This is a genomic window from Acinetobacter sp. YH01024 (assembly GCF_013420195.1).
Classification (GTDB): Bacteria; Pseudomonadota; Gammaproteobacteria; order Pseudomonadales; family Moraxellaceae; genus Acinetobacter; species Acinetobacter amyesii.
Genome location: NZ_VOYQ01000006.1, coordinates 57,989 through 71,143, shown reverse-complemented (window position 1 = coordinate 71,143; position 13,155 = coordinate 57,989). Strand labels below are relative to the sequence as shown.

15 protein-coding genes are annotated in these 13,155 nt (G+C 41.2%); 1 reads left to right on the top strand and 14 read right to left on the bottom strand.

The features are described from left to right. Nucleotides 1-62 precede the first annotated feature (62 nt). Nucleotides 63-839: an RNA methyltransferase gene (locus tag FTT88_RS04810; protein ID WP_078192042.1), complete on the bottom strand. Its 777-nt coding sequence runs from the start codon at nt 837-839 to the stop codon at nt 63-65. Nucleotides 840-891: 52 nt separating this feature from the next. Then, complete coding sequence (locus tag FTT88_RS04805; protein WP_078192041.1) at nt 892-1,866, bottom strand: class 1 fructose-bisphosphatase; 975 nt, start codon at nt 1,864-1,866, stop codon at nt 892-894. Nucleotides 1,867-2,050: 184 nt separating this feature from the next. Between FTT88_RS04805 and FTT88_RS04800 the strand changes: the two genes are divergently transcribed. Further along, on the top strand, nt 2,051-2,248 hold the full coding sequence (locus FTT88_RS04800) for an NF038105 family protein (protein WP_078190373.1): 198 nt from the start codon (nt 2,051-2,053) through the stop codon (nt 2,246-2,248). 267 nt (nt 2,249-2,515) lie between these two features. Here the strand turns inward: FTT88_RS04800 and pal are convergent, their stop codons facing one another. From pal to FTT88_RS04740, 12 genes are all read right to left on the bottom strand, one after another. Next, complete coding sequence (gene pal, locus FTT88_RS04795) at nt 2,516-3,085, bottom strand: peptidoglycan-associated lipoprotein Pal (protein ID WP_168378062.1); 570 nt, start codon at nt 3,083-3,085, stop codon at nt 2,516-2,518. A 68-nt stretch (nt 3,086-3,153) separates the two neighbouring features. Continuing rightward, the gene (gene tolB, locus FTT88_RS04790) at nt 3,154-4,437 is read right to left on the bottom strand and encodes a Tol-Pal system beta propeller repeat protein TolB (protein WP_171319182.1); all 1,284 of its coding nucleotides are present in this window, start codon (nt 4,435-4,437) and stop codon (nt 3,154-3,156) included. A 192-nt stretch (nt 4,438-4,629) separates the two neighbouring features. Then, nucleotides 4,630-5,148 carry a TonB C-terminal domain-containing protein gene (locus FTT88_RS04785; RefSeq protein ID WP_257222184.1) on the bottom strand — a complete coding sequence of 173 codons (519 nt, stop codon included), beginning with the start codon at nt 5,146-5,148 and terminating at the stop codon, nt 4,630-4,632. Between the two features lie 48 nt (nt 5,149-5,196). Next, nucleotides 5,197-5,715 (bottom strand): cell envelope integrity protein TolA, encoded by a 519-nt coding sequence (locus tag FTT88_RS17515; protein ID WP_180054933.1) that lies wholly within the window; start codon nt 5,713-5,715, stop codon nt 5,197-5,199. A 62-nt stretch (nt 5,716-5,777) separates the two neighbouring features. Then, a complete protein-coding gene (gene tolA, locus FTT88_RS04775; protein WP_180059242.1) occupies nt 5,778-7,172 on the bottom strand; it encodes a cell envelope integrity protein TolA in 1,395 nt (464 codons plus the stop codon). Between the two features lie 3 nt (nt 7,173-7,175). Beyond that, nucleotides 7,176-7,625, bottom strand: coding sequence for a protein TolR (gene tolR / locus FTT88_RS04770; RefSeq protein ID WP_078190369.1), 450 nt, complete (start codon nt 7,623-7,625; stop codon nt 7,176-7,178). Beyond that, entirely contained in the window at nt 7,625-8,323 is a 699-nt protein-coding gene (gene tolQ, locus FTT88_RS04765) for a protein TolQ (protein ID WP_078192037.1), read from the bottom strand. The genes tolR and tolQ overlap by 1 nt, the downstream gene beginning before the upstream one ends. 27 nt (nt 8,324-8,350) lie before the next feature. Continuing rightward, on the bottom strand, nt 8,351-8,758 hold the full coding sequence (gene ybgC / locus FTT88_RS04760; protein ID WP_067765246.1) for a tol-pal system-associated acyl-CoA thioesterase: 408 nt from the start codon (nt 8,756-8,758) through the stop codon (nt 8,351-8,353). A gap of 216 nt (nt 8,759-8,974) precedes the next feature. Beyond that, a complete protein-coding gene (locus tag FTT88_RS04755; protein ID WP_180054940.1) occupies nt 8,975-9,622 on the bottom strand; it encodes a hypothetical protein in 648 nt (215 codons plus the stop codon). Nucleotides 9,623-9,720: 98 nt separating this feature from the next. Further along, nucleotides 9,721-10,728: a Holliday junction branch migration DNA helicase RuvB gene (gene ruvB, locus FTT88_RS04750; protein ID WP_168378058.1), complete on the bottom strand. Its 1,008-nt coding sequence runs from the start codon at nt 10,726-10,728 to the stop codon at nt 9,721-9,723. Between the two features lie 219 nt (nt 10,729-10,947). Continuing rightward, a complete protein-coding gene (gene ruvA, locus FTT88_RS04745) occupies nt 10,948-11,550 on the bottom strand; it encodes a Holliday junction branch migration protein RuvA (protein ID WP_168378057.1) in 603 nt (200 codons plus the stop codon). Between the two features lie 110 nt (nt 11,551-11,660). After that, a complete protein-coding gene (locus FTT88_RS04740; RefSeq protein WP_180007613.1) occupies nt 11,661-13,001 on the bottom strand; it encodes a deoxyguanosinetriphosphate triphosphohydrolase in 1,341 nt (446 codons plus the stop codon). Nucleotides 13,002-13,155: the final 154 nt, after the last annotated feature.

The window sequence follows — 13,155 nt, the reverse complement described above, 5'->3', positions numbered from 1 at the left end:
ATTTTTTCTAGTGTAGTCTATTTTTTTCAGGCTTAAGCGCTAAATACAATAAAATAACGATTTTACTGACGCTGACGTACCATTTCAAAAAAACAGATCGAGCCAGCAATGGCTACGTTTAACGATTCTTGACCACCCGGTTGAGGAATCGCAACGGCTTCTGCATGTTGTAATGCATACTCAGAAACACCTTGACCCTCATTGCCTAAAATCCACACACATTGTTTGCGCAAATTTTTGCTATATAGGTTTTCAGACTGATGTGAGCTTGTTGCATACACTGGAATTTTGAATTTCGTCAAAATATCTTCAAGGGCAATATTTTCAAAGGTATTTAATGAAAAATGTGCGCCCATACCTGCGCGTAATACACGCGGTGACCAGAGTGATGCAGAGCCTTTGGTACAAACGACTTGCTCAATACCTGCTGCGGCAGCAGAACGGAGTAGGGTGCCTACATTACCAGGGTCTTGAATGTTGTCTAAAATTAAGGTGTCTTCACTGAAGTTAAGCGCTTCACTTGAACTTGGTAAATCCACAATCGCTAAGCAAGCAATAGATGTTCCAAGTGTACTGATATCTTTGTATAAAGATTCACTTAGAATAAACACCGCACCTTGATATTGTTCCGCAATGCGGTCGAAGTCGGCATGATTAATTGCTTGTTCAGTGGTGAAAATCGATTTGATTGGACGTTTTGAGTCTAACCATGACAACACCAAGTGTGTGCCTTCCAAAACAGTTTGACCTTGTTTTTTACGGTAGGCATTTTGTTCAATTAAGCCACGTAGGTGCTTAATTTTCGGGTTGTCTTTTGATTCGAGATAAATCAGAGCCATGGGGGAGATATCCACGAAAGTCAGCAAAAATACTGACTTTCGTTATAAGAAATTAATTATGGTATGACGTAACTAGGTCAACTTCGTTTTTAGAACCAATAATCACAGGAACACGTTGATGAAGTTCTGTTGGTTGGATGTCTAGAATGCGGACACGGCCTGTTGTAGAAGCACCGCCAGCTTGTTCCATCAACATACTCATTGGGTTTGCTTCGTACATTAAACGTAGACGGCCTGCTTTTTTCGGATCTTTGAAGTCGTATGGATACATGAAGATACCGCTACGGCAAAGAATACGATGAATATCACCCACCATACATGCGACCCAACGCATATTGAAGTCTTTTTCACGCGGGCCAGTTTTACCTGCAAGAAGTTCGTCGATATAACGTTTTACAGGTTCTTCCCAGTGACGCTGGTTCGATGCATTAATTGCATATTCTTTAGTGTCTGCTGCAACCGCAATCGCATCTTTAGTTAATAAGAATTCTTTGCTTTCTGGATCAAAAGTAAAGAAGACTACGCCAGCACCGACAGTTAGAGCCATCATTGTTGATGGACCATACAGTACATAACCTGCAGCCGCTTGATTCACACCCGCTTGCATGAAATCTTCAGCTTGCGTTACCGCATTTTTTGCAGGAAGAATTGAGAAAATTGTGCCAACACACATGTTGATATCGATGTTGCTTGAACCATCTAATGGGTCGAACAAAACAAGATAATCGCCATTTTCTTGAGCTGGTGTGAATTCATCTAATTCTTCAGATGCCAAACCACCGACATGTGGATGAACTTTTAATGCATCGATGAGGTAATCATTTGAAATGACATCAAGTTTCTTTTGTTCTTCACCTTGAACGTTTTCGTGTTGCGCGCTACCCAATACACCAGCCAAAGCACCTTTTTGTAAAAGAAGGTCGATGTCTTTGCATGTATTACCAATTGTTTCAATAACTTGTGCTAATGCAGGAGTAAGATTACCACTTTGTTGTTGTAGAAATTGGGAAAGGGTGAGATTTGACATAACCGGAAAACTCCAAATATTAATTTATCAAAAATGATAAAAATGTGATTGTGCAACATTTTAGATGAGAACGAAGGAAAAGAAAAATTAAACTAGACTATTTGTCGTGATTTTACCCTTGCAAGTCCTGAATAACATGCTATGTTGAATCTAATGTATAAATCGAAAGACAGGGAGCACAACAATGACCACACAAAAATTTGATGCGACTCCGACTGCAACTGAGGGATTGAATTTAGACGATATTTCTGCGGATACCGTAAAAGCTGCATGGAGCAGTTACGAAGCAAAAGCAGAGTATAAAAAGTTCAATAAACATGACCTCATTGAGTCGATGCAAACAGAAAAAGAAAATGCTGAACATCCAGAAGCAGAAGCGTAATGATTTGGATTGTTAAGCTAATTTTCTAGTTGGTAAAGCTAAGGATCTCGTTTTAAAAGTCGTTCATTTGCATTTTTAATTGGATATTTTCTTAAAGTTCTAAAGCCGCTAATCGAATTTATCCTGAGTTAAAGGGCTAAATTGCGTTAAAGCACAGAACGTTGCAATAGAATGATGCAAATGAAACGATATAAATAAAATGATACGGGTTAAATCAAAAAAGCACTCATCAATGAGTGCTTTTTTTAGCTAAGACTTTTTCAAGTCTTATTTCAGTAGCGGAGGAACAGCTTCGTAGTTAATTTCTACGCGGCGGTTTTCTTTCCATGCATTTTCATCATGACCCGCATTGATTGGCATTTCTTTACCATAGCTGACTGCTTCAAGCTGATTTGGACTTACGCCTGTTGTAATCAGGAAGCTTTCAACAGCTTTAGCACGACGCTCACCTAGAGCCATGTTGTATTCACGAGTACCACGTTCATCGGTATGACCTGTTAAAGCCACGCGTGAGTTTGCATTAGCAACTAGGAACTGAGCGTGAGCTTGAAGAGTTTGTAAATCTTCATTGCTAAGCTCTGTACTGTCGTAGTCAAAGTGTACTACGCGTTTCGCTAAAAATGCTTTATTCGCTTCAGTTACACCTTTAGATGATGCACCCGCAAGATTTTGTGCATTGAGCGCAGCATCTTCACTTAAACCTGAAGTGTTTACAGTGGTTGAGCCATTTGGGTTTTGTCCTGCTTGTACATCTGCTGCAGGTTTACGGCTGGCACAACCAGTCATTACTAATGCTGTAGCTAAAACAGGTAGCGCAATCAGTTTCATTGCTTTCATATTGATCTCCATGACGGTTATTTATGATGTTTCATTAAAAAGTTATTGTTGAATAAATCATGCAGTGTTTATTTCGGTGCCCAAGCTGGTTCACGAACTTCACCTTGTTCACTTGGTAAGTTCATGCGGAAACGACCATCTAAAGACATTATCGAGAGCAAACCACGGTTTGCTTCACGTGTTGCATACACCACCATTTGACCATTTGGTGAGAAGCTTGGGGATTCATCTAAACTTGTTGGCGTTAAAATATTGGTTACACCTGAACCAATGTCTTGAACCGCAACTTTATAGTTACTACCGCTAGGACGATGCACCAAAGCTAATTTTTTACCATCCGCACTTAACGTACCACGTGCATTGAAAGCGCCACGGAAAGTCAAGCGTTTGACACTTTCAGCACTTAAGTTGTAGGTGTAAATTTGTGGAGAGCCACCACGGTCAGAGGTAAAAATAAATGATTTACCGTCAGGGGCATAACGCGCTTCTGTATCAATCGCTGTGTCATTGGTCATGCGTTTTAATTGGCGAGTCTGTAAATCCATTTGATAGATTTCAGGATTGCCATGCATAGATGCAGTGAACAACATGCTTTTACCATCGGGCGAGAAGCTTGGAGCACCATTTAAACCACGGAAACTTGCAACTTTTTCACGGTTACCACTTGCTAAGTCTTGGATGTAAATTGCAGGGCGCTTGGTTTCAAAAGAAACATAGGCTAGCTTTTTCGCATCAGGCGTCCACGCAGGGGAAAGGATTGGATCTCGTGAAGTCAAAATCGTACGGGGTTGTTCACCATCTGTATCTGCAATTTGTAGGGTATAGCGCTGATCTGGTGTTGCTGCATTACGCAATACATAGGCAATACGGCCGCTGAAGTCACCTGGAATGCCAGTTAAAGCTTGATAGATCGCATCACTGATCATATGCGCTGCTTGACGGTAACGTGAAGCAGGTACAGTGAGTAGTTCATTTAACAGGTATTGTTTTTTTTCAACATCATACAGTTGGTAGTGAATTTCATAAGAGCCATCAGCCGTTGTTTTTGATGTACCTGTCACGACATAGGGTACGCCCGCAGCTTTCCATGCTTCTGCATTAGGTGAATTTATTGTTGCAGTTGCAGGTAAGTTTTTAGAGGCACTGGTAAATTTACCTGAGCGGTTCAAGTCATTTTCAACCACTGGATAAATATTTGAGTCATTACTAAAAGGCACGATCGCAATTTTAGGTGCTTCTTCAGGAGCTTTAGTGATTTCGAGGTGAAGCTGCGCATGCGTTTGAGTCACTAAAACTGGGCTCAAAGCAGTGAATACGGCTAAGCAAAGAAGATGTTTACGCGTCATTTCCATCATTCGCTAACTACTCTAAAAATGTGAGTTATTGTCTGTATTAGGTTGTGTCACATAATGGCATGATTTTGAATTATTAAAAGCACAACATTATGATTAATCTGTTATTCGTCTGTGAATTCGTGTCTAAATGTTTGCCTATTTTGATGATGCTTAATTATAAAAATATAAGGTTCTGCTGAACTGATGTCCTTATTTAGAGTGGAAAGACATATAAATCAACCGAGATTCACGGCGAGCATCTGGATTTTCTGGTAAATCAAAAGGGGCTGAGCTAAGGATGGCTTTTTCAATACTCTTTTTAAATGCACGATTTGGCGCATCAAGAATCACTATCGATTGAATTGAACCAAATGATGTCAGTGTAATTCGAGCATTGGCTTTTTGCCCAGTTGAATCTGCTGGAGCTTGCCAACGGCTCAAGATTAAATGTTTAATTTCGGTTTTGGTCCCAGATGCAAGCTTTTTGGCTTGTGATTTACGAGAAGCCTCAGCGCTTGCTGTTCGTTTAGCTGTCGCAGCAGTTTGTTCACGTTCGCGCTTGTATTGCTCAGACTTTGCCTTTGCGGTAGTCATAGGTACATTCGCGGAACTCACCGCGACCTTTTCAGGTTGAATCTGAGTCGATGCTGGATTGTCAGTAGGGCTGGCTAAGGTTGATGATGAGCCTGCCATTACAGAAAATAGAAACAAAAATTTCAAATGTGCCATAAGTTGTAATTAGTCCAATGATCAATTTAAAAATTTAAATGGGTATCGTTATTTCGCTATAAATTTTGTTATAAAAATGCGCGCTTGTTTACGTGCCTCTGGATCAGATGGCATGGGATAAGGTGCAGCATCGCGAACGGCAGTTTCAATACTGGCTTTCAAATCTGGATCGCTAGAATTGATAATAATAGAATGTACACGTCCATTGTCTGCGAGATTAACACGTACAGATGCCGATTTTCCTGTAGAACCTTTGGGAACTTGCCAAGCACGGCGAATTTTATCTGCAAAATCTTTTTTTGCTGTGAGAGCAATTTTTTTGGCTTCAGCTTTTTTCTTTGCAGCCTCATCATTTGAATTTTTTGCCATGGCTGTAGGCGGAAATTGTACTTCTTGTAAAGCTTGCTCAGGTTGATTTGTTTTAGCATTATCCTTCAGCAAAGCTTTAAATTGTTCGGATGATATATTTTCAGGCGTTGCCGAAGAGGGGATATAAATTGACCGACTTTGAGCAATTGTTTGGCTGCAAATAAGTAAGAGTGTAGAAAATAAAAAAAGTGGTTTCATCTTTTATGATTCTTTATAGAAGTAAATGAAAAATCCCCACAAGGTTTGCAGGGATTTAAAAATTAACGTGATGACTTGAAGGTGGACGTAAACCTTTGAGCTTCACGTTTTGCATCTGGGTCACTCGGCATTGGGTATGGTGCAGCAGCTCGAACAGCAGCCTCAATACTGGCTTTCATATCAGGGTCACTAGAGTTCACAATCACTGACTGAACTGAACCACTTTCCGTAAGGGTAACGCGAGCAGTTGCCGATTTACCAGCAGAGTCAAAAGGTGTATCCCATGCACGGCGGATTTTGTTTTCAAAATCACGTTTAGCAGTTGAGGCAATTTTCTTCGCTTCAGCCTTTTTCTGTGCGGCTTCTTCAGCTGCTTTTTTAGCTGATGAAGCTTTGGCTTCTTCGGCTGCACGTTCGCGTGCTTCGGCATCGGCTTTAGCCTTTGCATCTGCCTTGGCTTTTGCATCGGCATCTGCTTTACGTTTTGCAACTTCTGCATTGGCCTTGGCTTTCGCATCAGCATCTGCTTTACGTTTTGCAGCTTCCGCATTGGCCTTAGCTTTGGCATCAGCATCTGCTTTACGTTTTGCAGCTTCCGCATTGGCTTTAGCTTTTGCATCGGCATCTGCTTTACGTTTTGCAGCTTCTGCATTGGCCTTAGCTTTGGCATCAGCATCTGCTTTACGTTTTGCAGCTTCTGCATTGGCCTTGGCTTTCGCATCAGCATCTGCTTTACGTTTTGCAGCTTCCGCATTGGCTTTAGCTTTCGCGTCTGCATCTGCTTTACGTTTTGCAGCATCCGCATTGGCCTTGGCTTTTGCATCTGCATTGGCTTTTGCCGTTGCTGCAGCTTTGGCTTTGTCAGCTTCTGCTTTTCTTAAAGCATCGGCACGGATTTTTTCGGCCTTGGCTTTGGCATCAGCATCTGCTTTACGTTTTGCTGCTTCAGCATTGGCTTTCGCCGTAGCATCTGCTTTTGCCTTAGCCGCATCCGCTTTAGCTTCTTGTTGTGCTTTTAGTTTTGCAGCTTCAGCCGCTTTAGCTTGTTCTTGAGCACGCTTTGCATTGTCCGCAGCTTTTTGTTCAGCAAGCTGCTGTGCTTTTGCCGCAGCGAGTGCCTGTTGAGCAGCAACCTGTGGATCTGCCTTAGGTGGTTCTGCTGGTTTAGGTGGTGCAGCCGTTGGAATCTCGGGTGCTGGTTCAACGCTAGGTTCTGCTGTTTGCGTGATTTGTTCAGCTACATTTTCATGCGCGGTTTCATCAAACTCTGTGACTTCACGAGTTACAGGTTTCAAATCTTCCGGTTTTACCAAAACAGTGGTTATTTTTTTAGGGGGCTCAGGTGGTTTACTCATGCCAAGATAAAGTAAGCCAACCACAGCGACGATATGAACACCTAGTGTGAAACCAATCGCAACGGCTTTTTGTTTAAAAGGCGGCTTGTTGAAATCTTTCATAAATTATTTTAATGGCTCAGTCAGTAAACCTACTTGTGTTAAACCTGCATCTTGAAGGGCAGACATGAGTTTCATGACTTCACCATAAGGACGAGATTCACTGCCGTTAATCAGGACACTCATTTGCTTTTTCTGTTCGTTCGCTTCATTTTGTGAAGCAGTTAAAACAGATTTTAGTTCATCAAGTGTGAGTACATCATTCTGATGATTTTTATCTTCTAGTTTGATCGTTCCATCCGCCTCAAGTGTAACAATCGCAGGGCGATCTTCCGCTTGCATAGGCGTGCCATTTGCCTGTGGTAAATCGACTTTGACACCTGTGGTGATCATAGGTGCAGTGACCATGAAAATCACCAATAGAACTAACATGACATCAATATAAGGTACGACGTTCATGTCACTTTTTAATGGTTTTTTGATACGCTCAAAGCGTCCAGAACGTTGAATAGCCATTAGTCATTGTCCTGAGTTGAACCTACAGACTGGCGTTGTAATAACGCAACCATTTCTTCGGCAAAAAGTGCACGATCGTTATAAACGGCTTCACCTTTGGCTGTGAAATGGTTAAATGCAAGTACAGCAGGAATTGCCGCAAAAAGACCAATGGCCGTTGCAATCAATGCCTCTGCAATACCAGGAGCAACCGTAGCAAGGGTGACTTGGTCAACATCTGCTAAACCAATAAAGGCGTTCATAATGCCCCAAACAGTACCGAATAAACCGACATAGGGTGCAACCGAGCCAATACTCGCAAGCGCGCCTAAACCATTTTCTAAATGTCCTTGGTCACGGCTTAAACCTACGCGAAGAATACGTTCTGTACCTTCAATTGATTGTTCTGCACTGGCATTACGTTTTTTAAGTTTGAAAAACTCGCCTAAACCTTGATAGAAGACATCTTCAAGGCCAACACGTTTCGAGTTGAGCTGAGCATTGTTGTATAAAGTGTTGAGTTCGGCGCCAGACCAAAAGATTTTTTGGAAATGTTCATCGTCAGCCTGCGCTTTTTTATAACTCATGTGTAACTTGGCAATCAGATACCAACTGAATAACGAAGCTAAGAGCAGCAGGAGCATTACCAGTTGTACGACAGGACTTGCTTGTAAGATGAGGTCTGAAACTTTGAGTGTTGATTCTAGTTGAGTTGCCATAGTTACTACATGTGCCAAATAATTTTTTTAATCTTGTTCCAATTCTTTCAGAATCAGTTCACGTATTTCATCAGGAAGGCGACGGGGTCTCATCTCTGCACTGATACATGCCAATTCTACCTCACCTGATGCCAGCATAATATCACCACGATAAATATTTTGTTGCAACACAAATGACGTAGCCTTACACGAAACTACACTTGCTGTAACAGTAATCAGGTCATCCATTAATATAGGGCGTGAATATTTCACATTAATTTTATGAACGACAAAGTTGTAATCTTTTTGATGCCAATAATGGTCTACACCTGAAGCGCGTAGCCATTCTGTGCGGGTACGCTCCATAAAGCGAATATGATTTGCGTGGTAAACAATGCCACCTGCATCTGTATCTTCAATATATACACGAATGTTGAATTCGAATTTATTCGCCATGAGAGTGTTCCGTCTTTATAAAATCTGAAAAATATTGTTCTGCACTTCAGCATAGAATTAGAGCATTTAAAAATGGCGATAATTCAATGATTCGTCAAGTGCTTCAATGACGGGCAGTTTAGCACCGTGAGTCATCAGTCCAATGGCACAAGGTTTCAACTCACGTAAATCTTTAACTTCCGTAGTTGTAATTATTGATTAAAAAAGAGACTGCTTTTAATTTGTTTGTTCATCTAATTTAAATTTTGTATCGACAAAATCCTGTAGATGAGCTGCTAAATATCCCGCAATATGAAAGTGAGTTTCTTCCATTTTCTTTTTCTGTTGCTTTGGGAGTAATGCTTTTAAAGATTCATACATATACGTTAAGCAGCAAAAGCCAAGGCCAATAACTAACATGAGTAAAAGTTTATTAGGTAGATCTATCCAGAAAAACACATAAACGAGTATGACTAAAGTAAAGAATGAGAAGCTGAAATACAACGTATTAATTTTTGCTGGCTTAAAGTTTTCCTTGACCAAAGCTTGTACGTCGTCGTGATAGTACGTCCCAATAAAAATGAGGGCAGAAGTATAGTTGAAGCTCAGGTTTTTTATACGATATGCAGAAGGCGATTGTTTAATAGTTAAGATATTATCTTCACTTACTTCTATGGTTTCTTTGCTAAGAATGTTTTCACATTCGACAGTGATAAAATAATTGTATTCGGTGTGGAATAAGCTTTCAAAATCACTCATTTGTTTTGGGCTAAATGAACTGATAGGTTGTTCTCTGGGAATGTGTTCAATGGCACTGTCTAATGGTAGGTTTTGAATGTAGTCGCTATTAATTTTGTTAATTATTCTATTCTCAAGATTTATCATTTTAGTCTATTGTTTGTAGTGGCTTGAATTTATTTTAAAAATTTAAATAAACATGCAGGGAGCATTTAACTCCCTGAAGTCGTTCAGTGAATTATCGTTTACTTATCTTTCGGCTCTGGTGGTGTCATCCCAAACTGTAAATACGCCATATTGGTGGCAATACGTCCACGTGCAGTACGCATGACATAGCCTTGCTGAATGAGGTAAGGCTCGATCACATCTTCTAGCGTCCCTGAGTCTTCTGCCATAGCAGCAGCTAAAGCTTCTACGCCTGCAGGGCCACCATCAAAACGCTCTAGTAGCATTGATAAATAACGGCGGTCTAGCGTATCTAAACCATCTTTATCGACATTCAGCATGTCCAAAGCACGTTGAGCCATCTCTTGGGTTACTTCACCCGTACCTTTAACTTGCGCATAATCACGGACTCGGCGTAATAAACGGTTTGCAATACGAGGTGTCCCACGAGCACGGCGTGCAACTTCCTGTGCGCCTTCGGCAGTCATGGGTACATCCATCAAGTTTGCAGATCGAGTCACAATATGCGTTAAGTCTTTGACAGAATAAAACTCTAAGCGTTGTACGATACCAAAACGGTCACGTAAAGGAGAGGTCAGTAGGCCTGCACGAGTCGTCGCTGCAACAAGAGTGAAGGGTGGTAAATCCAGTTTGATCGAACGGGCAGCAGGGCCTTCACCAATCATGATGTCGAGTTGGTAATCCTCCATCGCTGGATAGAGAATTTCCTCGATGACCGGTGAAAGACGATGGATCTCATCAATAAATAAAACATCACCTTCTTCGAGGTTGGTTAGCATCGCAGCCAAATCGCCTGCACGCTCAAGGACTGGGCCTGATGTCGATTTTAAGTTGCCGCCCATTTCACGCGCAATAATATTGGCTAGTGTGGTTTTTCCTAAACCCGGTGGGCCAAAAATTAAGGTGTGATCGAGTGCTTCTTCACGGCCACGCGCAGCACCGATAAAGATTTCCATTTGTTCACGGACGACAGGTTGCCCGATGTAGTCATCAAGGGAAGTTGGGCGAATGGCGCGGTCGAAGTGGTCTTCGGGTTTTTCTGAACCACTGATAAGACGGTCTTGCATATAATTAAATCAATCTCTGGCTGAACTTTCGAGGCACAGCCTCAAGTTGTGATTTGTGTTAAGGTGCCATTGTGTAGGCATTGCTTTACTTTTGAAAGATCAAAAGTAACAAAAATCTTGTGTTGGATTGAGGATATATCCTTATATCCCAATCCAACATGGCGACATCCATGTCGCCTTCGTGTATCCAATTTAGGTGTATTGGTATGTCTATTTGAATTATTTATTCATCGACTTAAGTGCTGCACGGATAATGTCGCTGGCTTCAGTAAAGTCACCTTTGGCAGCATTCACTAATTTTTGTGCTTCAATTGGTTTGTAACCTAATGATTGCAATGCCGCCTCAGCTTCGGCAACTGCAGAGTTGCCTGTAAATTGAATTTGTTCAACAGTTGAATTGGTTGGTGCAGTGCCTGAAGCCATGGCTTTAAAGCGATCACGAAGCTCAATCATGAGGCGTTCAGCGGTCTTTTTACCCACACCCGGAACTTTGACTAAAGTGTTTACATCTTCATGTTCAACCGTGTGAATCAGCATTTCAACACTTAATGTTGATAAAATGCCCAGTGCCATTTTAGGGCCTACGCCGTTAACTTTTAACAGTGTGCGGAAGATCAGTTTTTCTTGAGCATTGCTAAATCCATACAGCAGTTGTGCATCTTCACGTACAGCCAGATGTGTCCACAAGGTAATTTTTTGACCTTTCTGTAGTTGGCAAAATGTTGAAAGTGGGGTGTCAATTTCATAGCCCACACCATTTACATTGAGTAATACCGTTGGTGCTTCCAATGCCAGCACTTCGCCAATTAAACATCCGATCATGTCATTTATTCACTTTATTTCAGTTTAGTCTGAGCTATTTGCTCAATTTCAATTTGTTGCGAGATTAGCGTGAAGGCCAGCGAATTACTAGCCTTCACATTTTTTCAGCTTTAAAAGAAACCAACTTTATTGCCTTGAAGTTCCTGTGCAAGGTTATAAGCCTGATGGTCTGAAAATTTAGAGATAATATCCAATACTTGCATGATGTTTTCATAATGCAACGGCCCAAAATGTGCCCCCGAACGGTGGAGAATGGACATCAGTCGCTGTTCTTTAAAACTCAAGGTTTTATTTGGCGTAGTTAGAGGAATAAATGCATCTAAAATATTTTGTAGACTTTGATGCGCAATAATCTCTAAGCCGGCTTTTTGTGGATGTTCAAAAATTTTATCGCGAGCTAATTCTTTTGCTCGGTTAATTCCACGCTCAATATCTTCACTGCAATATTGCAATAAACTGCCTTTGAGTTGACCTGACAAAATATCATGATGATGACGGGCAAAGGCAGTCGTGACTTCTTCGACTAGACGTTTCATCACACGACCTCGTAATGCGGCAATTTTTTGTTGCCAAGTGGTATCAGTCATAGCCAATTCGGCAGGTATGCCATAGTCACCGACCAAATCAAGGAAAATGGGCTCAACTTCGTTATAGTTCAACATGTTGAGGATAATGCCATCTTCAAGGTCAATTAAGGCATAACAAATATCATCTGCGGCTTCAAGCAAATAAGTCAAAGGATGACGACAGTAGTGATATTCGCCCAGTTGAATTAAACCCAATTGTTCTGCAATTTGCTGCAAGATTTCTTTTTCTGCTTGATAACAACCAAACTTTGCTCGTTGGCTTGCAGGTTTATTGCCTTGCGATGCAATAGTTTTGGATAGCCACGGGTATTTTAAATATGCACCTAAAGTTGCATAGGTTAAACGCATACCACCATCATTCGGGTGATAGTCAATTTTAGTCAGTAAACGTAAGCCTTGTGCATTACCTTCAAACTGACGCACATCGGCTTCTTCTTCAGGGCTTAAGTCCTGTAAAAAGTTGGTATGCGATGCGTCATCAAACCATTCTCGAATGGCATATTCGCCTGCATGGCCAAAAGGTGGATTACCAATATCGTGTGCCAAGCACGCAGCTTGAATAATTGCACCGACATCGGCAGGTGAAATCCACATCGGGAGTTCATCTTTAATTTTTTCAGCCGCCAGCATCCCCAATGAACGTCCAATACAAGACACTTCTAAAGAGTGCGTCAGGCGAGTATGAATGCCATCGTGTTGGGTTAATGGATGGACTTGGGTCTTGCGATTAAGCTGTCGAAAACTCTGCGAAAATATAATGCGGTCATAGTCTTTATGAAAAGGGCTACGTGCCTGTTCAGAACTGTGTTTATTGCTACCAATACGAACTGTAGAAAGAAGTTCAAGCCAACGCATTTGAGTCATTTATCATTATTCATTTATTACTTGAATTGAATAATGCCAAACTTAGTTGAAAATCACTAGTCTGGGGCGACACAACTTGTCTTAAAAGATGTATGAGTGATTTGCCTTAATGAAATGCAAAACAAAACAGAAATTTAAAAATGGGCTGTTAGTA